This is a genomic window from Micromonospora sp. I033, assembly GCF_053890995.1.
In genome coordinates this window covers 25873-49259 of sequence record NZ_JBSSLX010000017.1, presented here as the reverse complement: position 1 = coordinate 49259, position 23387 = coordinate 25873, and the positions used below count along the sequence as shown (strand labels likewise).

21 protein-coding genes are annotated in these 23387 nt (G+C 74.4%); 7 read left to right on the top strand and 14 right to left on the bottom strand.

From position 1 onward, the window contains the following. Window positions 1-124 precede the first annotated feature (124 nt). Both ACW0Q9_RS05365 and ACW0Q9_RS05360 read right to left on the bottom strand, forming a co-directional pair. On the bottom strand, window positions 125-670 hold the full coding sequence (locus ACW0Q9_RS05365) for an LOG family protein (protein ID WP_456178817.1): 546 nt from the start codon (window positions 668-670) through the stop codon (window positions 125-127). Window positions 671-672: 2 nt separating this feature from the next. After that, window positions 673-1539 (bottom strand): LOG family protein, encoded by an 867-nt coding sequence (locus ACW0Q9_RS05360; protein WP_456178816.1) that lies wholly within the window; start codon window positions 1537-1539, stop codon window positions 673-675. Between the two features lie 155 nt (window positions 1540-1694). On the opposite strand from ACW0Q9_RS05360, the gene ACW0Q9_RS05355 reads away from it, so the two are divergent. After that, window positions 1695-1856: a hypothetical protein gene (locus ACW0Q9_RS05355; RefSeq protein WP_456178815.1), complete on the top strand. Its 162-nt coding sequence runs from the start codon at window positions 1695-1697 to the stop codon at window positions 1854-1856. A gap of 58 nt (window positions 1857-1914) precedes the next feature. On the opposite strand, the gene dapE is transcribed toward ACW0Q9_RS05355, so the two are convergent. Further along, window positions 1915-2988 (bottom strand): succinyl-diaminopimelate desuccinylase, encoded by a 1074-nt coding sequence (gene dapE, locus ACW0Q9_RS05350; protein WP_456178814.1) that lies wholly within the window; start codon window positions 2986-2988, stop codon window positions 1915-1917. 80 nt (window positions 2989-3068) lie between these two features. Between dapE and dapD the strand changes: the two genes are divergently transcribed. Further along, the gene (gene dapD, locus ACW0Q9_RS05345; protein ID WP_456178813.1) at window positions 3069-4028 is read left to right on the top strand and encodes a 2,3,4,5-tetrahydropyridine-2,6-dicarboxylate N-succinyltransferase; all 960 of its coding nucleotides are present in this window, start codon (window positions 3069-3071) and stop codon (window positions 4026-4028) included. Window positions 4029-4104: 76 nt separating this feature from the next. Here dapD and ACW0Q9_RS05340 read toward each other — a convergent pair whose 3' ends face one another. Beyond that, window positions 4105-7467, bottom strand: a complete 3363-nt coding sequence (locus ACW0Q9_RS05340) for a S8 family serine peptidase (protein ID WP_456178812.1) — start codon at window positions 7465-7467, stop codon at window positions 4105-4107. A gap of 116 nt (window positions 7468-7583) precedes the next feature. Between ACW0Q9_RS05340 and ACW0Q9_RS05335 the strand changes: the two genes are divergently transcribed. Then, window positions 7584-8150: a sugar O-acetyltransferase gene (locus tag ACW0Q9_RS05335; protein ID WP_456178811.1), complete on the top strand. Its 567-nt coding sequence runs from the start codon at window positions 7584-7586 to the stop codon at window positions 8148-8150. A 40-nt stretch (window positions 8151-8190) separates the two neighbouring features. Here ACW0Q9_RS05335 and ACW0Q9_RS05330 read toward each other — a convergent pair whose 3' ends face one another. From ACW0Q9_RS05330 to ACW0Q9_RS05315, 4 genes are all read right to left on the bottom strand, one after another. Then, entirely contained in the window at window positions 8191-8838 is a 648-nt protein-coding gene (locus tag ACW0Q9_RS05330; RefSeq protein ID WP_456178810.1) for a nucleoside/nucleotide kinase family protein, read from the bottom strand. Beyond that, the gene (locus tag ACW0Q9_RS05325; RefSeq protein WP_456178809.1) at window positions 8838-9479 is read right to left on the bottom strand and encodes an SIMPL domain-containing protein; all 642 of its coding nucleotides are present in this window, start codon (window positions 9477-9479) and stop codon (window positions 8838-8840) included. Before ACW0Q9_RS05325 ends, ACW0Q9_RS05330 begins: the two co-directional genes overlap by 1 nt. 5 nt (window positions 9480-9484) lie before the next feature. Further along, on the bottom strand, window positions 9485-10510 hold the full coding sequence (locus ACW0Q9_RS05320; RefSeq protein ID WP_456178808.1) for a prephenate dehydrogenase: 1026 nt from the start codon (window positions 10508-10510) through the stop codon (window positions 9485-9487). A gap of 76 nt (window positions 10511-10586) precedes the next feature. Then, window positions 10587-11492, bottom strand: a complete 906-nt coding sequence (locus ACW0Q9_RS05315) for a DUF4034 domain-containing protein (RefSeq protein WP_456178807.1) — start codon at window positions 11490-11492, stop codon at window positions 10587-10589. Window positions 11493-11709: 217 nt separating this feature from the next. On the opposite strand from ACW0Q9_RS05315, the gene ACW0Q9_RS05310 reads away from it, so the two are divergent. Beyond that, window positions 11710-13551 carry a M48 family metallopeptidase gene (locus ACW0Q9_RS05310; protein ID WP_456178806.1) on the top strand — a complete coding sequence of 614 codons (1842 nt, stop codon included), beginning with the start codon at window positions 11710-11712 and terminating at the stop codon, window positions 13549-13551. Window positions 13552-13600: 49 nt separating this feature from the next. On the opposite strand, the gene dapC is transcribed toward ACW0Q9_RS05310, so the two are convergent. Further along, window positions 13601-14710, bottom strand: a complete 1110-nt coding sequence (gene dapC / locus ACW0Q9_RS05305; RefSeq protein WP_456178818.1) for a succinyldiaminopimelate transaminase — start codon at window positions 14708-14710, stop codon at window positions 13601-13603. After that, window positions 14707-15033 carry a ferredoxin gene (fdxA, locus tag ACW0Q9_RS05300; RefSeq protein ID WP_007464872.1) on the bottom strand — a complete coding sequence of 109 codons (327 nt, stop codon included), beginning with the start codon at window positions 15031-15033 and terminating at the stop codon, window positions 14707-14709. The genes dapC and fdxA overlap by 4 nt, the downstream gene beginning before the upstream one ends. Window positions 15034-15112: 79 nt before the next feature. On the opposite strand from fdxA, the gene ACW0Q9_RS05295 reads away from it, so the two are divergent. After that, on the top strand, window positions 15113-16063 hold the full coding sequence (locus ACW0Q9_RS05295; protein WP_456178805.1) for a GNAT family N-acetyltransferase: 951 nt from the start codon (window positions 15113-15115) through the stop codon (window positions 16061-16063). Between the two features lie 68 nt (window positions 16064-16131). Beyond that, a complete protein-coding gene (locus ACW0Q9_RS05290; RefSeq protein WP_456178804.1) occupies window positions 16132-17262 on the top strand; it encodes a hypothetical protein in 1131 nt (376 codons plus the stop codon). A 102-nt stretch (window positions 17263-17364) separates the two neighbouring features. Here ACW0Q9_RS05290 and ACW0Q9_RS05285 read toward each other — a convergent pair whose 3' ends face one another. The 3 genes from ACW0Q9_RS05285 to mshB form a co-directional block, all read right to left on the bottom strand. Then, window positions 17365-17829, bottom strand: coding sequence for a hypothetical protein (locus ACW0Q9_RS05285; RefSeq protein ID WP_456178803.1), 465 nt, complete (start codon window positions 17827-17829; stop codon window positions 17365-17367). 86 nt (window positions 17830-17915) lie between these two features. Then, entirely contained in the window at window positions 17916-18386 is a 471-nt protein-coding gene (locus tag ACW0Q9_RS05280) for a hypothetical protein (RefSeq protein WP_456178802.1), read from the bottom strand. Between the two features lie 17 nt (window positions 18387-18403). Next, window positions 18404-19327: an N-acetyl-1-D-myo-inositol-2-amino-2-deoxy-alpha-D-glucopyranoside deacetylase gene (mshB, locus tag ACW0Q9_RS05275; protein WP_456178801.1), complete on the bottom strand. Its 924-nt coding sequence runs from the start codon at window positions 19325-19327 to the stop codon at window positions 18404-18406. An 87-nt stretch (window positions 19328-19414) separates the two neighbouring features. Between mshB and ACW0Q9_RS05270 the strand changes: the two genes are divergently transcribed. Then, window positions 19415-21559 carry a prolyl oligopeptidase family serine peptidase gene (locus tag ACW0Q9_RS05270; RefSeq protein ID WP_456178800.1) on the top strand — a complete coding sequence of 715 codons (2145 nt, stop codon included), beginning with the start codon at window positions 19415-19417 and terminating at the stop codon, window positions 21557-21559. Window positions 21560-21610: 51 nt separating this feature from the next. On the opposite strand, the gene ACW0Q9_RS05265 is transcribed toward ACW0Q9_RS05270, so the two are convergent. Beyond that, window positions 21611-23347 carry an ABC transporter substrate-binding protein gene (locus ACW0Q9_RS05265; RefSeq protein WP_456178799.1) on the bottom strand — a complete coding sequence of 579 codons (1737 nt, stop codon included), beginning with the start codon at window positions 23345-23347 and terminating at the stop codon, window positions 21611-21613. Window positions 23348-23387: the final 40 nt, after the last annotated feature.

The window sequence follows — 23387 nt, the reverse complement described above, 5'->3', positions numbered from 1 at the left end:
GGTACGACACCCGGGAAACCTGCCGCCCCGCCCTCACCCGGGAGTTCCGTCGATCATGAGGTTGGCGGCACTCACGGAGGTCGACTTCGCCGTCAACCTCATGATCGACCACGGTCGGCGGGGGTCAGGTCAGGCGGGACTCCAGGAGGGTCAGGGCCTCGGGGACGGTGTCGGCCACCAGGAGGAGGTCCAGGCCGGCGGGCTTCAGGAAGTGCTGGCCGGCCAGGGTGCGCAGCCAGTCGAGCAGCGGGCGGTAGAAGCCGTCGGCGTCGACCAGCACCATCGGCTTGGCGTGCAGGGCCAGGGTGGCGGTGGTCCAGACCTCGAACAGCTCGTCCAGGGTGCCGAGCCCGCCGGGCAGCGTCACGAACGCGTCCGACTTGTCGATCATCAGGGTCTTGCGGCTGGCCATCCCCTCGGTGACCAGCAGCTCGTCGGAGGCGAGGTCGGCGACCTCCAGGTCGACCAGGGCCTGCGGGATGACGCCCAGGGTCCGGCCGCCGGCCGCCCGCGCCCCGTCGGCCACCGCGCCCATCATCCCCACGCACCCGCCGCCGCTGACCAGCGTGTGCCCGCGCCGGGCCAGCTCCGCGCCGGTCTCGGTGGCCAGGTCCAGCCAGCGGGCGTCGAGGGTACGGGAGGACGCGCAGAACACGCAGACGTTGGCCATGGTCAGCCCTGCTCCGCCGGCCCCTCGGGGGCGGCGTCGGCGGCGGCCCGCTGGTCGGCGGCGAGCCGGGCGACCGCCTCCTCGCGGACCGCCTCCTTCTCGGCGGAGAGCACCGCCTCGGCCTCCACGATGTGCCGGACCGCCTCGTTGACGTCGTCGGTGAGGCAGATCAGGTCCAGGTCGGTCGGGCCGAGCTTGCCCTCGGCGGCCATGGTGTCCCGCATCCAGTCGAGCAGGCCCCGCCAGTAGTCGACGCCCATGAGCACCACCGGGAAGCGGGTCACCTTGCCGGTCTGCACCAGGGTGAGCGCCTCGAAGAGCTCGTCCATGGTGCCGAAGCCGCCGGGCAGGACCACGAAGGCCTGGGCGTACTTGACGAACATGGTCTTGCGGGCGAAGAAGTAGCGGAAGTCGATGGCAAGGTCGACCCACTCGTTGATGCCCTGCTCGAACGGCAGCTCGATGCCGAGCCCGACGGAGAGCCCGCCCGCCTCGCCGGCGCCCCGGTTGGCCGCCTCCATCACGCCCGGCCCGCCGCCGGTGATCAACGCGTAGCCGGCCCGGGCCAGCGCGCCGCCCAGTTCCTCGGCCAGCCGGCACTCGGGGCTCTCCGGCTTGCTCCGGGCCGAGCCGAAGACGCTGACCGCGGCCGGCAGGTCGGCGAGGGTGTCGAAGCCCTCGACGAACTCGGACAGGATGCGCAGCGCCCGCCAGGCGTCCTTGGTCTTCCAGTCGCCCCGGCCCCGGGAGTCGAGCAGCCGCTGGTCGGCGGTGCTGGTCGGGATGGCCTGGTTGCGCAGCGTGACGGCGCCCCGGTGCCGCTCCCCGCTCGGCCCGCGGCCGGACGGCCGCCCGTTGCTCTGGCTCATGGGGCCACCGTAGTGGAGCCGGGGCGGCGCGGTGCGGAGGCGGGCGACGCGGAGAAATTCTTCGTGATCATGGGCAACTAAATGGCTCGCTCGTACGTCTTACTATTCACATACCGGGTATGCCCCGGCGCGCGCCTTCGGGGGAGGAGCCAGCGTTGATCAGCAACAGCGAGATGATCCGGATCCGCCGGCAGATGCAGCGGCGGATCCGTGACGTGGTGGCCGAGCGCCGCCGCGCCCGGATGATGGAAGCTCACCACACCGACGTCACCGGCGAGAGCAGCGAGACGGACGCCCCGTTCACGACCACCGTCTGACGGCCCGGCCGGGCGACCCGGGGGTCCGCGTCACCGACGCGGGCCCCCGGTCGCATGTTCAGGACGAGGCGAGCCAGCGGTGCAGGGTCGCCGCGCCGTCGCGGATCTTGGTCAGCTCGACGTGCTCGTCCTTGTGATGGGCCAGGTTGGGGTCGCCGGGGCCGAAGTTCAGCGCCGGGATGCCCATGGCCGCGAACCGGGCCACGTCGGTCCAGCCCAACTTGCCGATCGGGGCCGCGCCGACCGCGGCCAGGAACTCCTGGGCCGGCGGGTTGTCCAGGCCCGGGGCCGCGCCGGCCGCCGCGTCGGTGACGGTCAGGTCGAAGCCGGCGAAGACCTCGCGCAGGTGCGCCTCGGCCGCGGCCGGGTCACGGTCGGGGGCGTACCGGTAGTTGATTTCGATTTCGCAGCGGTCCGGGATGACGTTGCCCGCCACCCCGCCGGCGATCCGCACCGCGTTGAGGCCCTCGCGGTAGTCGCAGCCCTCGATGGTCACCCGGCGCGCCTCGTACGCGGTCAGCCGGCGCAGCACCTCGCCGGCGCCGTGGATGGCGTTCACCCCGTGCCAGGACCGGGCCGCGTGGGCCCGCTCGCCGTGCGTGGTGACGACCGCCCGCATGGTGCCCTGGCAGCCCGCCTCGACGATCCCGTACGTCGGCTCCAGCAGCAGCGCGAAGTCGGCCTGGAGCCAGTCCGGGTGCGCCTGGGAGACCAGGGTGAGGCCGTTGTACCTCGACTCGATCTCCTCGGCCTCGTAGAAGAGGTAGGTCACGTCGTAACGCGGGTCGGGCAGGGTCACCGCCAGGTGCAGCGCGAAGGCCACGCCGGACTTCATGTCGGAGGTGCCGCAGCCGTACATCAGGTCGCCGCGCATGGTCGACGGAAAGTTGTCGTTCAGCGGGACGGTGTCCAGGTGGCCGGCGAGCACCACCCGCTGCGCCCGGCCCAGGTCGGTACGCGCCATCACCGTGTTGGAGTGCCGGTAGGTGGTGAGGTGCGGCACGCCCCGCAGCACCTCCGCGACGCAGTCGGCGATCGCCTTCTCGTTGAGCGAGACGGACTCGATGTCGACCAGCGCGCGGGTCAGCGCCACCGGATCGGCCAAGACCTCGGGGGTCAACGGGTTCTGCATGGGTGGCACGGTACCGTCATTTTCGGTGAGCGCGAGGAGTGAGCTTGCGAGCCCCGCAGCCGCGAACGAAAGGTGAAACAGTGACGACCGCACAGTCTGCCTGGGGCATCGGCCTGGCCACGGTCACCGCTGAGGACCTGGTGCTGGACACCTGGTACCCGACCGGCAAGCTGGGGCTCGGCGAGCTGCCGCTGGTCCCCGGGGAGGACCAGGCCGACGTGCTCGACCTGCCGCCCGGCGCGGTCGGCGAGCGCGCGCTGCCCGGCCTGCGCACGGTCCAGGTGGTCACCGTGATCGGCTCGCTGGACGACCCGATCAAGGACGCGGCCGACGCGTACCTCCGGTTGCACCTGCTCTCCCACCGCCTGGTGCGGCCCAACGAGCTCAACCTCGACGGCATCTTCGGCAAGCTGGCCAACGTGGCCTGGACCTCGGCCGGGCCGTGCCCGCCGGAGCGGGTCGACGAGCTGCGGGTCATCGAGCGGGGCGCCGGCCGCCACCTGGCCGTCTACGGGGTGGACAAGTTCCCCCGGATGACCGACTACGTGGTCCCCTCCGGCGTTCGGATCGCCGACGCGGACCGGGTCCGGCTCGGCGCCCACCTGGCCGCCGGCACCACCGTGATGCACGAGGGCTTCGTCAACTTCAACGCCGGCACGCTGGGCACCTCCATGGTGGAGGGGCGGATCGTGCAGGGCGTGGTGGTCGGCGACGGCTCCGACATCGGCGGCGGCGCGTCGATCATGGGGACCCTCTCCGGCGGCGGCACCGAGAAGGTGCGCATCGGCGAGCGGAGCCTGGTCGGCGCGAACGCCGGCGTGGGCATCACCCTCGGCGACGACTGCGTGGTGGAGGCCGGCTGCTACATCACCGCCGCCTCGAAGATCAGCCTGCCGGACGGCCGGGTGGTCAAGGCCCGCGAGCTCTCCGGCGTGGACGGCCTGCTGTTCTGGCGCAACTCGGTGACCGGCGCGCTGGAGGCGAAGCCACGGACCGGTCGGGGCATCGAGCTGAACGCGGCGCTGCACGCCAACGACTGACCGGCGACGCGGGACGGGCCGGGGCACGACGCCCCGGCCCGTCCGCCGTCCGGGCCTCTCGGCCCGGACGACCGGTTCACCGCAGGCGGTACGCCTGGATGATCCGCTGCGTGACCGTGTTGCCGGTGCCGTCCCGGGCGGCGGCCCGCAGCGAGACGTAGCCGGGGCCGGCCGGGTGCCGGACGGTGGCCGCCCAGCCCGCGCCCCGCTTGTGCAGGGCCGCCTTCCGCCAGGTCTTCCCGCCGTCGTACGAGACCTCGACGGTGAGCGCCGCGACCGGGGACGCCGGCGCGCCGGGCTGGCGCTGGACCGTCACCGGGATGGTGAAGGTCCGGCCGGCCGGGGCGCTGTTGTCCACGGCCAGCGGCGGCGCGAAGCGGACCACCATGGCCGGCAGCCGAGCCCAGTCCTCACCCGGGACACGCCTGGAGCGGAACGTCCAGCTCGCCGAGACCTCGGTGCTGAGATCGGTGAAGCCCCGCGTGGCCGAGGTCTCCAGCCGGTAGCTCGCCGCGCCCGGCGGCACCTGGAACTCCCCGTACCCCGCGGCGGGCTGCTCGGCGAGCAGCTTCCCGTTGCGGTAGAGGGCCGTCCGTCCGGTGTCGTTGAGCGAGCCACCGGGATGACCGGCGGCGTCGCTGTGCACCGGCAGGGCGACGACGAGGGTGTCGCCGTTGCGCGTGATGCCCTGCTCCGGCCAGCGCGGCCGCGGGAACGACGGCCCGTACGGCGCGCTGTTCCAGTCCTCCCGGTAGGTCCGGCCGGCCTGGTACCGGGTGGGCACCGACTCCAGCACCGCCCGCACCTCCAGCCAGCCGTCCTCGCCCCGCTCACCGAAGCCCAGTTCGGAACTCCAGCGGGTGCGGGCCGTGCTGTAGTGCTCGACCCGCTTGCCGGGCACCGGCACGGGCACGACGATCGCCGAGCCGCCGATGTTGTAGTCGGACTCCGGGAAGACGATCCGCTCGTTCTCCAGCCCCGCGTAGCCGGCCGCGAACCGGTGGGTCACGGTGGCCAGGTCGGCCGGCCGGTAGTGCCGGACGAACCCGGTCGGCATCCGGCCCGGGAACAGCTCGTTGAGGGCGTAGAAGTACGGGCTGCGCTCCGGCGCCATCGGCTCGGCCCACTGGCTGGCCAGCGCGCCGACGAAGAGCGAGTCGGAGACGCCGCGCCCGAGTTGGCCGCTGTAGAGGCCGTCGAAGCTGGACGCCCAGAGCCCGAACCCGTAGGAGAACTCCTCGGTGGACCAGTTGGCCGAGAGGTCGATCAGCAACGGGGCCGCACCGCGCTGCGGCACGGTGGACCGGACCGGTTTCGCCCGCCGGGCGTCGACGGTGAGCCGCTGGTCGCCGCTCACCACCAGCTCCGGCTGGGCGAGCATGGACACCTCGGTCCAGCCCTCGTCCCCCGGCCGGTAGATCAGGCTGTTCAGGCCGTACCGGCCCTTCGGGAGGCGGATCCGCGCCTCGCCGTCCGGGTCGTACACGTCCCGGTACGCGACGCCGTCCAGCCCGACCAGGGTGGTGAAGTAGTCGCCGGTCAGCTTGCCGGCCCGGTCCCGGTGCGCGACGGTCAGGTCGTAGCTCTCCACCTCGCGGTTCATCGCCAGCGGGGTCACGGCGACCGCGTCGCCCGCGCGGGCGACCAGCCGGCCGGTCCAGTAGCCGTCCAGACCGCCGAGCCGGGTGTCCGCGGTGACGGTGACCTGGGCCGTCCCGCCGGCCGGCACGGCGAGCCGGGACGCGCCGAGGGCGAACATGCCGGCCGGGGCGGCACGCCCGTCCGGGCCGGTCACCTCGGCGGTGAGGTCGAGGGTGAGTGGGGACGTCCCGCCGTTGCGGTAGGTGACCGTGCGGGCGATCGGCTGGTCGTCGCCGTGCGGCCAGGCCGCCACGCCGAACGAGACACTGGGCGGGTCGCTGGTGACCTGCTCGGTGATCGCGTGCGCCACGTCGACCCGGCCCGCGCCCTGCTGAAACGCCGTCTGTCCGGGGTGCGGCCGCGCCGAGGCCATCAGGGTGGCCTTGTACCGCCCGGCCGTCCACCCGGGGTGCTGCTGGGCGAGCAGCGCCGCCGCGCCGGCCACGTGCGGTGTGGCCATCGAGGTGCCGGAGAGGGAGACGTACTTCTCCCCCACCGGGTCGCCGATCGCGCCGTTGGCGGCCCGGGCGGCCACGATCTCGACTCCCGGGGCGGTGATGTCGGGCTTGAGCCCGCCGTCGACCCGCGGCCCCCGGCTGGAGAAGTCGGCCAGGGCGTCGTCCCGGTCGACCGCGCCGACCGCCAGGGCGGCGTCGGCGGTGGCCGGCGAGCCGACCGAGCCGTCGGCGCCGTCGTTGCCGGCGGCCACCACGAAGAGCGTGCCGGTCTGCGCGGTCAGCGTCTCGACCGCCTGCTCCAGCGGGTCGACCTCGGGGAAGTCCGCGCCGCTGAGGCTCATGTTGACCACGGTGGCGTGCTTCTCGGCCGCGGCCCACTGCATGCCGGCGAGGATCGCCGACTCGGTGCAGCCCTGGTTCTCGCAGACCTTGCCGGAGAGCAGGGTGGCGTCGGGGGCGACGCCCCGGTACTTCCCGCCGGAGGCGGCCCCGCTCCCGGCGATGATCGAGGCGACGTGGGTGCCGTGCCCCACCACGTCGTCCGACTCGGCCGCCTCGCTGAAGTTGCGCGCGTCGGCGACCTTGCCGGCCACGTCGGGGTGGGTGAGGTCGACGCCGGTGTCGAGCACCGCGACGCTGACCCCCTTGCCGGTGAAGCCGGCGGCCCAGGCGGTGGGGGCGCCGATCTGCGGCACGCTGTGGTCGAGGGTGACCCGCCGCCGGCCGTCCAGCCAGATCCGGTCGACATCCCCCGCCGCGTCGACCCGGGTGCCGGCCCGGTTGGCCGTCACCGCGCCCCAGACCGCGCCGGCGTCGGCCTTCGCCGCGACCAGCGCCGCACCGCCGATGGCCGGCAGGCCGCGGGTCACCCGGGTGCCGGCCACCGGGGCCGCCGCCCGCCGGGCCGACCCGGGCCGGTACGACACCAGCAGCGGCAGCGTGTCCCGCCGGGCGTCGTCGTAGCCGGCCGCGACCAGCCCGGTGACGTCGAACAGCCGCCGGTCGACCCGGCCCGCCCGGACCAGGGCCAGCGCGTCCTGCGGCACCACGGTGAGGTGGCCGCGTTCCCGGCCGACCAGGAAGCCCATCCCGGCGCGGCCGGCGCCGGGGCGGACCGCCGCCTGGCCTGCGGCGGTGACGGTGACCTGGTCGCCGGTGATCAGGGTGACGGTGACCGGCTCGCCGGCGCGGGCGGCGCGGGCGGGGCTGCCGCCCGGGGCCGCCGGCGGGGCGGCCGAGGCCGGCACGGGCACGCCCAGGGCCAGCCCCAGGGTGAGGCCGAGGCCGGCGATTCTTCTTCGATTTCGGCGCAACGTTCCTCCTTCGCCAAGCGTCTTCATCGATGGGGATTACATCGACGGAGACCGTCAGAATTACATACCGCGTATGCAATCGGAAGTCGCCAATCCGACGGAACCGGTTCCCCGTCCACCGCCCGGCCGGGCATGATCCCCCCGTGAGCGCCATGAAGGACCGCATGCTCGCCGGCGAGCCGTACATCGCCGACGACCCCGAGATCACCGCCGACCTCGACCGGGCCGCACGGCTCACCGAACGCTTCAACCGCAGCTCCGCCGACGACCCCGAGGGACGCCTCGCCGCCCTCCGCGAACTGCTCGGGTCGGTCGGCGAGGACACCTGGGTGCGGCCGCCGTTCCACTGCGACTACGGCTACCAGACCCACATCGGGCCACGCAGCTTCGTCAACTTCAACGCCGTCTTCCTCGACGTCGCCCGGATCACCATCGGCGCGGACGTCCAGATCGGACCCAACGTGCAACTGCTCACCGCCACCCACCCCGTCGAGGCGGCGGCCCGGCGGGCCAAGTGGGAGGCCGCCGAGCCGATCACCATCGGCGACAACGTCTGGCTCGGCGGCGGGGCGATCGTGCTGGCCGGCGTGACCATCGGGGAGAACACCGTGGTCGGGGCGGGCGCCGTGGTGACCCGCGACCTACCCCCCGATGTGGTGGCGGTGGGTAACCCCGCCCGCCCGGTCCGGAGCCTGGAAGAACCCACCTGAGCGGGCGGTGGTGGCCCGGCTGCTGCGCCGGGCCGTGCCGTCACCCCGGCAGGGGGTCGGCCAGCCGGACCACCAGGTCGGCGTGCCCGGCGGTGTCGGCGACGAGCCGGGCGTTCGCCTCGTCGCTGCCCAGTGCCCAGGCGCGGGCCTGCTCCGGCGTCTTCCCGTACGCCTCGTGCCGGGCGGTGAGCCGGCGCACCCGCAGCTCGGCGTCGAGGTCGAGGAACCAGATCTGGTGCAGCAGGGTGCGCACCTCCTCCCACGGGTCGTCACGCAGCAGCAGGTAGTTGCCCTCGGTCACCACCAGCCGCACCTCGGGCGGCACCTCGATGGCCCCGGCGACCGGCTCCTCCAGGTCGCGGCGGAACGCCGGCGCCCAGACCGAGGTCGGCTCCAGCCGGCGCAGCCGGCGCAGGGTGGAGACGAAGCCGTTGACGTCGAACGTGTCCGGCGCGCCCTTGCGCGCCTCCCGGCCCAGCCGGGCCAGCTCCGCCTGGGCCAGGTGGAAGCCGTCCATCGGCACCAGCCGGGCGGCCGGACCGACCTCGGCGACGATCCGCTCGGCCAGCGTGGACTTGCCCGCCCCGGGCGCGCCGGCGATGCCGAGCAGCTGCCGCGGGCCGTCCCCGGCGAGAGCCCGGGCCCGGGCCACCAGCTCGCCGAGTGGGAGCACCTGCGCGGGCGGCATCAGCCGAGCACCGGCTCGCTGATGGTGAACCGGGCCTCGACCGCCGCCTGCACCGGTTGCGGCTGCGGATCCAGCTCCAGCTCGGGCGCGGCCTCCCCGGCCCGCGCGAAGCCCGCCTTCGCCAGCATCGGCGGGGCCGCGGCCAGGCCGGTGTCGGCGAGTTCCAGCAGGGCGGTCACCCGGGCGCCGAGCGCCTCGGCGTATTCCCGGGCGCGGGCCAGCGCGTCCGCGATCGCGGCGTGCCGGGCCTCCCGGTACGCCGGGCTGTCCGGCCGCAGCGACCACCACGGGCCGGCCACCTCGACCTGCTCCTGGTCGGCCAGGCGGAGCATCAGCTCGCCGAGCGCGGTGAAGTCGGCCACGGTGACCGTGGTGGTCACGCTGCCGTGGTAGGCCACCACCCGCTCACCGGAGCGCTTCGTCTCCGGCCAGACCCGCAGCTGGCCGGTCTCCCGCCGTTCCACGGCGGGCTCGGCCGCGTCGAGCAGCACCCGCACGGCGGCCGTCCGCTCGGCCAGCCGGGTCAGCGTGGTCTCCCGGTCGCGGTCCCGCGCGGTCGCGGTCACCGCGAACCGGGCCAGCTCGGGGGCGACCTCCCGGTAGGCCTCGCCGCGTACCGCCACGACCGGTGCGTCCGCCATGCCGCTCAGCCTAGTGGCGGGGTGGCCGGAAGGTGCGCGGTGTAGACGACCGCGTCGCCCACCACCCGGCACCCGGTCAGGTGGCCGCCGGCCGCGCCCAGCTCCCGCAGGTAGGCCAGCTCCCCGGCGTGGTCGGCGGCGGCCGGGAACTCCCTCCGGTGGGCGGTGAACGCCCGGCCGCGCAGCGCGGCCCGGGCGGTGCGGCCCTCGGCCAGCCGGCCGGCCAGCTTCCCGGAATCGCCGGCCCGGAGCGTCTCGGCCAGCTCGTCGAGGTAGGCCCGGACCGCGTCCAGCTCGGCCAGCACCCGCTCCCGGTTGCCGAGCAGCATGTTCGCGGTCCGCTCGGGCGGACCACCGGCGACCCGGGTGCCGTCGGAGAAGCTGCCGGCGGCGAGCGCGAGCACCGCGTCGCGCAGCGCCGAGCGCTGCACCGTCCCGGCCAGCGCACCGGCGAGCAGGTGCGGCAGGTGCGAGGCGAGCGCGGCGGCGCTGTCGTGCTCGGGGGCGGACATCGGCACCACCCGCGCGTGGAAGACCTCGATGAGCAGCGCGGCGAGCCGCCGGAACGCGGCCATCCCGGTCGGCCCCGGGCAGAGCACCCACGCGGCCCCGTCGAGCAGCGCCGGGGTGGCGGCGGCAAGACCGGCGCGGTCGGCGCCGGCCATCGGGTGGCCCGGCACGAACCGGTGCCCGAGCCCCTGCGTGGCGGCGGCGATGGCCACCTCGGCCTTGGTGCTGCCCACGTCGGTGAGCACGCACCGGTCGTCGGTGGCCGCGGCCACCCGGGCCAGCGTGCCGGGCAGGGTGGGCAGCGGGCCGCAGAGGAAGACCACGTCCCGGCCGGCGACCGCCTCCTCGATCGTGTCCGGCGCGGTGCCGCCCTGCTCCCGGACCCGCCGCCGGGTCGCCTCGTCCGGGTCCCAGGCGGCCACGTCGAGCCCGGCGTCGCGGAGCCGGAACAGCACCGATCCCCCGATCAGGCCGGTGCCGACCACCGCCGCGCGTGCCTGCCCGCCGGCCCCGCCCACCATCGGCCCACCTCGGCGTCCCGTCGTCCGGAGCCGGATCGGCCCCGCTGGAAGTCCCGCCGAGAATACCGTCCGGGATTCAGGCGGGGCTGTCCGTCACCTTCCGCCGCCACTTCCGGAACACCCGGACCGGGTTGCCGCCGTACGCCCAGGGCAGCTCGGTGACCTGGTCGCCGATCATCCGGAACTGCTCGGCCGCCGCGGCGCGGTCACCGCCCACGGCGAACGCCATGGCGAACATGTTGTGCGGGGTCGGCCAGCCGGCGTACCGCCCGTGCCGGGAGTGCCGCACCGAGTGGTCCGCCGCGGCGCGCAGCTCGGCGCGCACCTCGGCCCGCTGGAGGTACCGGTCGTCCTCGCCGGACCGCAGCTTCAGCCAGATCTGCAGGTGCGCCGAGGCCACCAGGTGGGCCAACCCGCTGGCCGCCGGCGCCTTGGCCGCCGCGGTGCGGGCGAAGTCGAACATCTGCTCGTCGCTGCCGAACCACTTCGCGCAGCGGTACTGGAGCATCTGGGCGTGGGCCAGCCGGTGCCAGGGGTGCCGGGTGACCACCTCGGCGAAGCGTCGGTCCGCCTCGTCCCGGTCCACCTGGCGGCCCCGTGCCGCGGTGACCAGGAAGGCCCGCGCCGTGGTGTCGTCCGGGTCCCGGGCGGCGACCTCGTCCAGCAGGTTCTCGGCGAACGTCAGCCGCCGGTGGAACTCACGGAACTGCTCCTCGCGGGTCCGGGAGGCGGAGGCGGAGCCCCGCGCCTGCCACGCCCAGTGCACGGCATGGGTGCCCCGGACCAGCAGGGGCAGGGTCGAGCGGGGCTCGGCGTCGGCCCACTCGCCGATCCACTCCTGGACGTCCGGCACCCGGCCGGCCGCGTACATGCAGAAGGCCCGGTCGTCGGGGTCGGTCACGGTGACCAGGACGTCCCGGGCGGCCCGCCAGTTCCGGTCCCGCAGCGCGGCGCAGAGGGCCCGGGCGGCCGGATCACCCATCGCCGGGTCCACCGCCGGGCCCGCGTCGTCCGGTCCCGTCCTCCGCCGGAACGGCCACATGTCTCGCTCCTCCCCCGTGCAGGTCGTCGCAGATCGTATGGGTGAGGACGATGCGGACGGAAGGGGCTTGTCCGAGTCGGACTCACGTCGTAGGGTCCCCCGGCGGCCCGACCGGCATCGACGGGGGACGGGCCTATCGCACGGGGAAAGGAAGCACATGTCCGCGACAAACCGGGCGCTCGCCTCGGTGGTCATGTTGATCGGTTTCTACGTCGTCGCGCTGCTCCAGCTCGCCGCCGTGGCCGCGCTCGGCGTCTGGCTGTTCAGCCACACCAGCGGCCTGGTCACCGGCAAGCTGCTGCTCCCGCTGGTGGTCGCCCTCGGCGCGGTCGGGGTCGGGCTGTGGAAGGCGATCCGTACGAAGAACGAGCCGGCGCCCGGCCTGATCCTGGACGAGCGGGCCGCGCCGTGGCTCTGGGCCACGGTGCGCGAGCTGGCCACGGCGGTCGGCACCCGCGCGCCGGACGAGATCCGCCTGGTGCCGGAGGTGAACGCGGCGGTCGGCGAGCAGAGCCGGCTGCTCGGCCTGATCGGCGGCCGGCGCACCCTCTACGTCGGACTGCCGCTGCTCCAGGCCATGCGGGTCGACCAGCTCCGCTCGGTGCTGGCGCACGAGCTGGGCCACTACTCCGGCCAACACACCCGGCTGGGCGGGGTCGCCTACCGGGGCCGGCTGGCCATCGGCGAGACCATCGAGCGGATCAGCCCGCGAAACCCGATCGGCTGGGTCTTCAAGCAGTACGCGAAGCTCTACCTGATGGTCGACAACGCCGCGTCCCGTCGCCAGGAACTGGAGGCGGACCGCGCGTCGGTGCAGATCGCCGGGCACCAGGCCGCGGCCTCGGCGCTGCGGACCCTGCCCGCCCTCGACGCCGCCTGGCGCTTCTACGAGACCCGGTACGTCGACCCGGGCTGGTCGGTCGGGCTGGCGCCGGACGACTTCTTCGGCGGCTTCGGCCACCTCCTCCAGGCGCGTCGGGACGAGATCGACAAGCTGCGGGAGAACGCGCCGGAGCTGCCGGCATCCCGCTGGGACACCCACCCGCCGATCGGCGCACGCGTCGCCGCGATGGACCAGATCCCTCCGGTGCACGTCGCGCCGGACGACCGGCCGGCCTGGACCATGCTCGCCGACGTGGTGGGCGCCGGCCGGGCGCTCCAGAGCCTGATCGTCGCGCACGGCTCCCGCCGCCTGCTGCCCTGGCCGGAGTTCATCGCCGAGTCGATCGCCGCCGGGGTGCAGCAGCGGGCGGACCGGATCTACCGCGCGGCCGGCCGGTTCACCGGCACGCCGGAGCCGGGCCTGCCCACCGTGCTGGACCTGGTCCGCACCGGCCGGCTCGGTGAGTTCGCCGAGCAGTTCTTCACCAACGCCACCCGCCGGGAGGCGGCGGCCGCCTTCGCCGGCCCGATGGAGACGCTGCTCGACAACGCGGCGGTCCGCTCGGGCCGGGCGTACTGGCAGCTCTCCTGGTCCGAACCCGCCCGGCTGGTCGGTCGCTCCGGCGAGCCGTGGGACCTGGCCGAGATCGCCAAGCTGGCGGTCGCCCCGGAGACCCTCGACGAGGCGCTCGCCCGGCTGGCCGAGCTGGGCGTCGACGTGCGGCAGTCGACGGTGGTCCAGGCCCGGGCGTCGGCGCGGAACGCCGACCTGATCGCCGCGCTCGCCAACATCAAGATCGACGGCCGGGAGCACGACGTGTACGTGCTGGACAACGGCCTGGTCCTGGTCCCCGACCCGGGGAAGGCGCACGAGGGTGAGAAGCGGCTCAAGGAGGTGCTGAGCGCGGCGCCGGTCGCCGAGGTGGCCAGCCGGAACCCGTTCCTGCCCTACGAGGAGATCCGCTCGGTCGAGGTGACCAAGCGGGTGCCGCTGAAGGCGGCCATCACCCTCCACGACGGCCGGACCGTGCAGGTGCAGGAGCTGATGGCCAGCGAGTTCCTGGAGAAGCACAGCCGGGACACCCTGCTGCGGGTGTTCGAGCAGATCAACGACTGACCCGGTCGCGGCGGTCGACCCTTCGGGGCCGGCCGCCGCGACGGACGGGTCAGAGCTGGGCGAGCCGGCCGGCGACCGCGTCGACGTGCTCGTCGGACTCGGTCAGCGCCACCCGGACGTGCCGGGCGCCGGCCGGGCCGTAGAAGACGCCGGCGGCGACCAGGATGCCCCGGCGGGCCAGCCAGTCGACGGTGTCCCAGCAGTCCTCGTCCCGGGTCATCCAGAGGTAGAGCCCCGCCTCGGAGTGCTCGACCGTGAAGCCGGCGCCGGTGAAGGCCGCGTACAGCTTCTCCCGCCGGGCCCGGTAGCGCTCCCGCTGCGCGTCGGCGTGCGCCTGGTCGCCCAGCGCGGCCACCATGGCGGCCTGCACCGGGGCGGGCACGATCATGCCGGCGTGCTTACGGATCTTGAGCAGCTCGGCCACCAGCGCCGGATCGCCGGCCACGAAGCCGGCCCGGTAGCCGGCCAGGTTGGAGCGCTTGGAGAGCGAGTGCACCGCCAGCACGCCCGCGTACGAGCCGCCGCACACCTCCGGCGAGAGGACCGAGACGGGCTCGGCGTCCCAGCCCAGCGGCAGGTAGCACTCGTCGCTGGCGACCACCGCACCGCGCTCCCGCGCCCAGTCGACCACCTTGCGCAGGTGCCCGGCGGGCAGCACCCGCCCGGTCGGGTTGCCGGGCGAGTTCACCCAGACCAGCCGGACCCGCGGGTCGGGACCGAGGGCGGTCAGCGAGTCGGTGCGCACCGTGGTGGCGCCGGCCAGCCGGGCCCCGTCCTCGTACGTCGGGTAGGCGATGGACGGCACCACGACCACGTCACCGGGGCCGACGCCGAGCAGCGTGGGCAGCCAGGCGACCAGCTCCTTGGAGCCGATCGTGGGCAGCACCCCGAGCCCGTCGACGCCCGCCCCGCAGGCGCGGGCCACCCAGGCCGCGATCGCGTCCCGGAGCGCCGGGGTGCCCGCGGTGAGCGGGTAGCCCGGCGCGTCCGACGCGTCGGCCAGCGCCTGCCGGATCAGCGCCGGCACCGGGTCGACCGGCGTGCCCATCGAGAGGTTGATCAGACCGTCCGGGTGCGCCGCGGCCGTCGCGGCCGCCGCGTCCAGGGTGTCCCAGGTGAACTCGGGCAGCCGCGACGAGACCGGCGCGGGCCGGTTCAGTGGCCCTCTCCGCGCGGCGGCTGCGCGGCCACGAAGGTCGCGTCCTTCTCCACCTTGCCGATCTTGGAGGCGCCGCCCGGCGAGCCCAGGTCCTCGAAGAACTCGTAGTTCGCCCCGGTGTAGTCCTTCCACTGCTCCGGGACGTCGTCCTCGTAGAAGATCGCTTCGACCGGGCAGACCGGCTCACAGGCACCACAGTCGACGCACTCGTCGGGGTGGATGTAGAGCATCCGATTGCCCTCGTAGATGCAGTCGACCGGGCACTCCTCGATGCATGCCTTGTCGAGCACATCCACGCACGGCTCGGCGATGATGTAGGTCACCGGTCTTCTCCTCCGCAAGACTCGTCGCGATCATCCGCGACGGTAAGAGCCTAGTATCTCGCCGGGGAGGGGGTCGATCGTGCTCCGACAGCAGGACGTGGGACACCGGATCGTGGTCCGCCGGATTGTGGGGATTCGCGAAGGCCGGCCGCTCTTCACCGACGCGCTCGGTGAACTGGTCGAGCTGAGCGAGACCCACATCACGCTGGCCACCGACCGGGGCCGGCTGCGGGTCCCCGTGGAGCAGGTGCACCGCGCGAAGCGGGTGCCGCCGGCCCGCCGGCCGACGGCCGCCGCCGTGGTCGCCCTGGAGCTGGCCGCCGACGAGGCGTGGCCCGCCCCGGTACGCGGCCGGCTCGGCGACTGGCTGCTGCGCAGCGCCGCGGGCTGGACCGGCCGGGCGAACACCGCGCTGCCGATCGGCGACCCGGACCGCCCGCTCCCCGCCGCGCTGGACGCGGTGCAGCGCTGGTACGCCGAGCGCGGCCAGCCCGCCATGGTCAACACCCCGCTGCCGCTGGCCGCACCGGTCGGCGCCGAGCTGGACGCGCGCGGCTGGTCCGCCCGCCCACCGGTGCTGGTGCAGACCACGCCGCTCGCCGCGCTGCCGCCGGGGCACCCCGACCCGCCCCCGGTCGGCCTCTCGCCGGCGCCCTCGGCGGAGTGGCTGGCGGTGGCCGCCGGCCGCAAGGGCGGGCTGCCGGACGCCGCCCGGCACGTGCTGACCGCCGTGGACCGGATCCGCTTCGCCCACCTGCACGTCGACGGCCAGCTGCTCGCGGTGGGCCGGGGCACGGTCACCGGCGAGGGGCGCTGGCTCGGCCTCACGCTCATCGAGGTGCTACCCGAAGCCCGCCGGCGCGGTTTCGCCGGCGCGGTCATCCGGGCGCTGGCCGACTGGGGCCGGGCGGAGGGCGCCACCCACGCCTTTCTCCAGGTGGAGCAGCGCAACGCCCCCGCCGTGGCCCTCTACCAGCGGCTCGGCTTCACCACCCACCACACCTACCTGACCCGGGTCGCCCCGGACTGATCGAAGGGTTCCGGCAGGTCGTCCGGGGTACGGAGAGATCCGTACCCCGGTGAGGAAGGACCTGCTCGATGGCCAAGCAGCACACGGCGCGGCGCGGGAGCGGCGCGGCGGCAACCAAGAACCAGCCCGGCAACCAGACGCCGGACACCCCCGACATCAACGAGAGCGAGATCGCCCGCCTGAAGGTGGACCAGCTCCGCGACCGGCTCCGCCGGCGCGGCGTCACCGGCACCGCCGACATGCGCAAGCCCGACCTCGTCGACGCGCTCATCCAGGCCCTGCGCGAGGGCCGGAAGACCACCCGTTCACGCGGCGGCTCGGGTTCCGGTCGCGACCGGGCCTCGTCCGCCTCCGGACCCGGCCGGCGCGGCACGGGCGGCCGCTCGGGCGCCGGTTCCGCGCCCCGCGGTCGCGGCACCGGCGGCGAACAACCCGGCAACCAGACACCGAACACCCCCGAGGTCAACGAGAGCGAGATCGCCCGCCTCACGGTCGACCAGCTCCGCGACCGCCTCCGCCGGCGCGGCGTCACCGGCACCGCCGACCTGCGCAAGCCCGACCTGGTCGACGCGCTCGTCAAGGCCCTCCGCGAAGGCCGGAAGACCACCCGCTCCAGCGGCAGCTCCGGCTCCCGGGGCAGCTCCGGCTCTCGCGGCAGCTCCGGCTCCCGCAGCGGCTCCGGCACGACCGCGCGCCGCTCGGCCACGCCGGCGGGCGCGGCGCCGGACACGACGGAGCTCGCGGAGGTGGAGCGGCGGGCGGCGGAACTCGCGGACGTCGCGCCGCAGGCCCCGGAGGTCGAGGAGGTCGAGCGCCGCGCCGCGGAGCTGGAGGGCGCCGGCACGGAGGCGACCCCGTTGCCGGCGCTGCCGGCCTCCCCGGCCGACCGCACGCCCGCGCAGCGCGACGGGGAGGACAGCGGCTCCGGCGCCCGCATCCCGCGGCACCGGTCGGGCACCCACGACACCGTCACGGACGACGGCGACCGGCAGCCGGTCCGGGTCACCGGCGATGCCCGCCCCGGGGCGTCGACGCTGGCGGCGGCGGACCGGGTGGTGGCCTCGATGGTGCCGCCGGAGATGGACCGGGTGGACGAGGTGGTCACGCCCGAGGGCACCATGATCACGACTGACGCCGGCCAGGCCGTCGAGTCGGTCGACTCGCCGCCCCTTCCCTGCACGCGGAAGCCCCGGCCGTAGCCGGCGCACGACAGCCGCACGCCGCAGCGGGCCGGTCCCGCCTGGACGCCGCGCCCCAGGGCCGGCGCCGGGCGGGATCCGCCGCCCGGGCCGGGCCCGGCCTCAGCGGCGGACGACCTTGCGGGGCTTGGTCGCCTTCAGCTCGGCGTAGCGCTTGAGCTGCCGCGAGCGGTGGTCGCGGCCCAGCGCGGTGAGGGTCAGGTAGCCGACCAGCACGCCGGCCACCGTGGCCGCGAGGTAGAGCCAGATCTGGGCGAAGAAGAGGCCGGCGCCCCCGTCGAACGGGTTCTCGCCGACCAGCAGCGGGCCGACGAAGACGGTCAGCGCCAGCGCCGCGACCACCGCGACGGCCAGGTCGCCGGTCCAGTGGGCGGCCGGCCGGTCCGCGCCCCAGCGGAACGCCGTCGCGGCCAGGATCAGCCCGATGACCAGGAACATCACCAGCGAGACGCGGCCGGCGGCGGTGTCGTCGTCCGGGTACGCGAACTTGATGACCAACCGGGCCGCCACGTTGACCACGAACAACGCGGCCGCCAGCACGCCGACCGCACGCCACCGCTGGAACATCGCACGCCTCCCGCCGTACCGCCCGCCGCCTTGGTGGGCTCCTGGCAGGAATATCTACCACCGCAACCTGTGCGGCGTCTGCACCCTCAGCGGACGGCGGGTGGCACCACGATCTGCCGGAAGCCCATCACCGCGAAGGTGATCGCCCCGGCCACGATCAGCCCGAGGCCGAGCGCGTTGTCGCCGCTGAGCGCGAGGTCTCCCTCGACGGTGCGGAAGCCGCCCGCGACGATCACCACGAACCAGGGCAGGGCGGCCAGCACCGCCGCCCAGCGGGTGCCGACCGCCAGGTGCGCGAACCAGCTCACCAGCACCGTCAGCACCACCACCGCGGCGATCCCGCCCACCGCCAGCGAGATGCCGACCAGGGCTTTTCCGGCCCCCGAAAGGCCTCCGACCACCTCCCACGCCCAGGTGGCGAAGAGCAGGTCGAGCACCGCGGCGAGCACGCCGGCCCAGACCGCCACCACCCCGCCGGCCACGCGCAGCGCGAGGTCGACCGCCCGCCCCGCCGGCTCGGGCGGCGCGGCGGGCTGCTGCTCGGGGGCGACCGACATGGGTACGGCGGGCAGCGTCACCGGAGACCGGCCGCCGTGACCGGGGACCGGTCCGGCCCGTTCACCGCCAACCCGGCGAAGAGGTCGTCCTCCCAGCCGTACGGGCCACTGCCCGGGCCCTTGCCGCCGACCGCGAGGGTGAAGTACTCGACCCCCATGAACTCGGCGCCGAAGTTGCCGGCGATCGAGTAGAGCCAGGAGTTCGCCGGGATCTGGGTGGCGTGCGCCCGCATCGCCGCCTCCTTGGCGGCGTGCTGGTCGGTGGCGTCGATCCGCGCGGCGATCCCCGCGTCCGGGGTGCCGAAGGGCAGGTCGTCGATGTTCTCGATGCCGGCGAAGGGGTTGTCCGCCGACTCGGTGAACGCGTCCAGGCCGGCCTCCAGCACGCCGCGCGGCATCGCCGTCCAGTAGACCTTCGCCGGGGCGATCCCCTCGGCCGCGGCGAGCTCGACAGCGCGCATCGCCACCCGGTGCGCCTGGATGTGGTCGGGGTGGCCGTAGAAGCCGTTCGGGTCGTACGTGATCATCACCTGCGGGCGGACCTCGCGGATCACCGCCAGCAGGTGGCCGGCGGCCTCGTCGAGGTCGGCCTGCCAGAACGCCCGGGGGTGCTCGTTGGTGGCCAGCCCCATCATCCCCGAGTCGCGGTAGCGGCCCGCGCCGCCGAGGAAGCGGTGGTCGGTGACGCCGAGCGCGGCGCAGGCGGCCGCCAGCTCGCCGATCCGGTAGCCGCCGAGCTGGTCGGCCTCGGCCGCGGCGAGCTGGGCCAGCGCCGGCACGTGGATCTCGCCCTCCTCGCCCAGCGTGCAGGTCACCAGCGTGACGTGGGCGCCGGTGGCGGCGTAGTGCGCCATCGTCGCGCCGGTGCCGATCGACTCGTCGTCGGGGTGCGCGTGGACCAGCAGCAGGCGTCGGTCGGGCAGCGTCGTCACGCCCGTCACTCTAACTGGCGGTCCTCCCCGCCCGATGCTTACGCGTCCGCCCAGGTCGGCCACATCACGCCCGGCGCGCGCCTACTCTCTACAGGCGTGGACTTTCCCGAGCTGGCCGCCCGCACCCGTCGGTTCAGCCACGGGGCGCCGCGCGCCGTCTCCGTCGCCGACGATGGTTCCCGGGTCGTCTTCCTGCGCTCGTCGGGTCCGGAGGACCCCGCCGACGCGCTCTGGCTGCTCGACGTCGCCTCCGGCGAGGAGCACCTCGTCGCCGATCCGGCGGTGCTGCTCGGCACCGACGGCGAGCCGGCCGAGCTGGCGCCGGGCGAGCGGGCGCTGCGCGAGCGGCTGCGGCTCAGCGCCGCCGGCATCGGCTCGTACGCCCTGGACGGCGCCGGCCGGGTGGCCGCGTTCGCGCTGGCCGGCCGGTTGTTCCGGGCCGACCTGGTGCACCGCGACGTGGTCGAGGTGACGGCCGTCGGCCCGGTGATCGACCCGCGTCCCGACCCGACCGGCGCGCGGCTGGCCTACGTCACCGACGCCGCCGAGGGGGTACGCCGCGGCCAGCTTCGGGTGGTCGAGCCGGACGGCACGGACAACCTGCTCGCCGGCGAGGACAGCGGGGTGACCTGGGGGCTGGCCGAGCACATCGCGGCCGAGGAGTTCAGCCGGTTCCGCGGCTACTGGTGGGCCCCGGACGGGCGCTCGGTGCTGGCCGCCCGGGTGGACGAGTCCCGGCTGGACCGCTGGCACCTGCACGACCCGGCCGACCCGGCGAGCCCGCCGACCACCGTCGCGTACCCCCGGTCGGGTGGGCCGAACGCGGAGGTCAGCCTGCACCTGCTGGACCTCGACGGCGGCTGGGTCGACGTGCACTGGGACCGGGAGACCTACCCGTACCTGACGTCGGTGGACTGGGCGGACGGCGGCCCGCTGATCACCGTGCTGCGCCGGTCGCAGCAGCACGGGCTGGTGCTGGCCGTGGACCCGCGCACCGGGGAGACGCAGGTGCACGCGGAACTGGCCGACCCGCGCTGGGTGGAGCCGATCCCGGGCACCCCGGCATACCTGCCCGACGGGCGGGTGCTGGTCGGCGGCGAGCTGGCCCACGACGGCTACGACGCCCGCTGCCTGTTCGCCGACGGCACCCTGCTCACCCCGCCCTCGCTCTACGTGCGGCGGGTGGTGGGCCGGCTGCCCGCCGGCCCGAACTCGGCGGCGGACCTGCTGGTCGAGGCGAGCGAGGGCGAGCCGAGCCAGCGCCACCTCTACCGGGTGCGGACGGCGATCGGCGGCGGGGTGGACGCCCGCCGGATGGGCAGCGACCCGGGCTGGCACACCGCCGCGATCGGCGGCAGCACGCTGGCGGTGGGCGTGGCCTCGCTGGAGCACCCGGGCACCCGGTGGCGGGTGTGGCACGGCGACCGCGAGGTTGGTGAGCTGGCCTCGCGCGCCGCGACGCCGCCGTACGCGCCGCGGCCGACGCTGGTCCGGGTGACCGACCGGCGGCTGCCGAGCGCGGTCCTCTATCCCGGGGAGCACGTCAAGGGCACGAAGCTGCCGGTGCTGCTGGACATCTACGGCGGCCCGGGCCACCAGGAGGTGATCGCCGCGCGGGGGGCCTGGCTGGAGCGGCAGTGGTGGGCCGAGCAGGGCTTCGCGGTGGTGACCATCGACAACCGGGGCACCCCGGGCATCGCCCCCTCCTTCGAGAAGGCCATCCACCGGCGCGTGGCCGACGTGATCCTGACCGACCAGGTGGACGCGCTGACCGCACTCGCCGGCAAGCACCCGGACCTGGACCTGGAGCGGGTGGCGGTGCGCGGCTGGTCGTTCGGCGGCTGGCTGGCCGGGCTGGCGGTGCTGCGCCACCCGGAGCTGTTCCGGTGCGCGGTCGTCGGCGCGCCGGTCACCGACTGGACGCTGTACGACACCGCCTACACCGAGCGCTACCTGGGCATGCCGGACGACGGGATGGACGTCTACGCCCACCACTCGCTGGTCGAGCTGGCCGCCGAGCCGGTCGGCGACCCGGCGCAGGCCCGGCCGATGCTGCTGGTGCACGGCCTGGTCGACGACAACGTGCTGGCCGCGCACACGCTGCGGCTCTCGGCGGCGCTGCTGGCCGCGGGCCGGCCGCACGCCGTGCTGCCGCTCACCGGGGCCAGCCACATGGCCGCCGGCGGGGTGGCCGAGCGGCTGCTCCGGCTGGAGTTGGACTTCGTCCGCCGGCACCTGTGAACGCGCGAGGGCCCCGGCCGGATCGGACCGGGGCCCCGCGCGCTCAGGCCGTCACTGCTTCACGTAGACGTTCGTGAAGGCGGGGTAGCCGAAGATGCTGGACAGGTAGATCCCGCCCACCTTGGAGCCGTGCAGGTAGTAGCCCTGCTCGACGAAGAGCGGCACGGCCGGGGCCAGCTCGGTCATGATCCGCTTGTCGAGCTTGGCCCACTCCTTGCCCTGCTCACCGGCGGGCATGGCGAGGATGCGGTCGAACTCCTTGTTGATCTCGTCGCTGTTCACGTACGAGGTGTTGCTGTTGCTCTCGGCCTTGATGGTGCGACCGTCGAAGAGCACCGGCAGGATCGCCGCGCCGCTCGGCCAGTCCGCCGCCCACTGGTCGGTCCAGAGGTCGTACGGGTTGTTCTTCTTGCTGGTCTCGTCGAGCTTGGCGTCGGTCGGGATGGTCTTCACCGTGATCTTGAAGCCGGCCTTCTCCAGGTTGGCCTTGAGCTGGGTGGCCAGCTCCGGCGAGTCGTCGCTGATGCCGAGCACCAGCTCCGGGGTCTTGCCGGCGAGCAGCTCCTTGGCCTTCTCGACGTTGCCGCTCGGGCCGGCCGGGTAGGCGTCGTAGTTCTCCCAGCCGATGGTCGACGGCGGCATCAGCGTGGTGACCGCCTTGGCGGAGGCCTCACCGCCGTACGCCTTGACGAAGCCGTCCCGGTCGATCGCGTAGTTGAGCGCCTGGCGCACCGACAGGTCGGTGACCCGCTGGGTGTTGATGGTCAGCCGCCACAGGCTGGGGGTCTGGCCGCGCACCGAGCGGTCCTTGAGCGACGCGTCGCCGGTGACCCGGGCGACAAGCGCCGACGGCACACCGTTCCAGGCCAGCGCCGACTGGTCGTCGCCGTTGTCGGAGATCACCCGGTTGGCGCCCGCCTCGGCGTCCGGGCCGTAGTTCCAGACGATCTTGTCGGGGTACGCGTGGCGCACCGGGTCGGTCTTCGGGTCCCAGTTCTCGTTCCGCTCCATCACCAGCTCGACACCGGCGGTGTTCTTGGTGATCTTGTAGGGCCCGGAGGAGAACGGCTGGTTGTCCAGGTTGACGCCGGTGTCCTTGTCGGCCTTCAGCGGCGCGGTGTACGGCAGGGACGCCGCGAACGGCAGGTCACAGTGCGGCTTGGCGAACTCGAACTTGAGCGTCTTCGCGTCCGGCGTGGTCAGGCCCGGCGGCAGCGAGGTCTTGTTCGCCTTGAAGTCCCACTTGGTGTCGTACTGCGGGTCGTTGGCGAGCCACTCCTGCAGGTAGGTCGGGCCGCCGGTCAGGTCCGGGTCGAAGGAGCGGGCGATGCCGTACGCGATCTCCTTGGAGGTGATCGGGCTGCCGTCCTCGAACTTCACCCCGTCCTTGATCTTGAATTCCCAGACCTTGCAGTCCTTGTTGACGTCGGTGCCCGGGGTCTCGGCGAGGTCGCCGACCAGGGTCACCTTGCCCGAGCCGTCGTCCTTGAACGTGGTCAGGAAGCGGCTGTAGAGCGGGGCGTTCATCAGGCCGGCGAACGAGTAGACCCGCTGCGGGTCGAGGTGCGAGATCTTGGTCTCCCGGATCACCCGGAAGGTCCCGCCCTTGGCCGCGCCCGGCACCTCGGCGGCCGGCCCCATCGAGTCCTTCGGGTCGGTGGCGATGGAGCCGCTCTGCACCCGGGTCTCGCCGGAGTCGCCGTCGGTGCCCTTGTTCTCGCTGCACGCCCCCATCACCACGAGCAGTGCGAGCGCGCCGCCCGTGGCGGCTGCCCTCTTCAGGCGCATCTGCGCCTCCTCCCTATCCGGAGCCTCGTCAGACGACGTA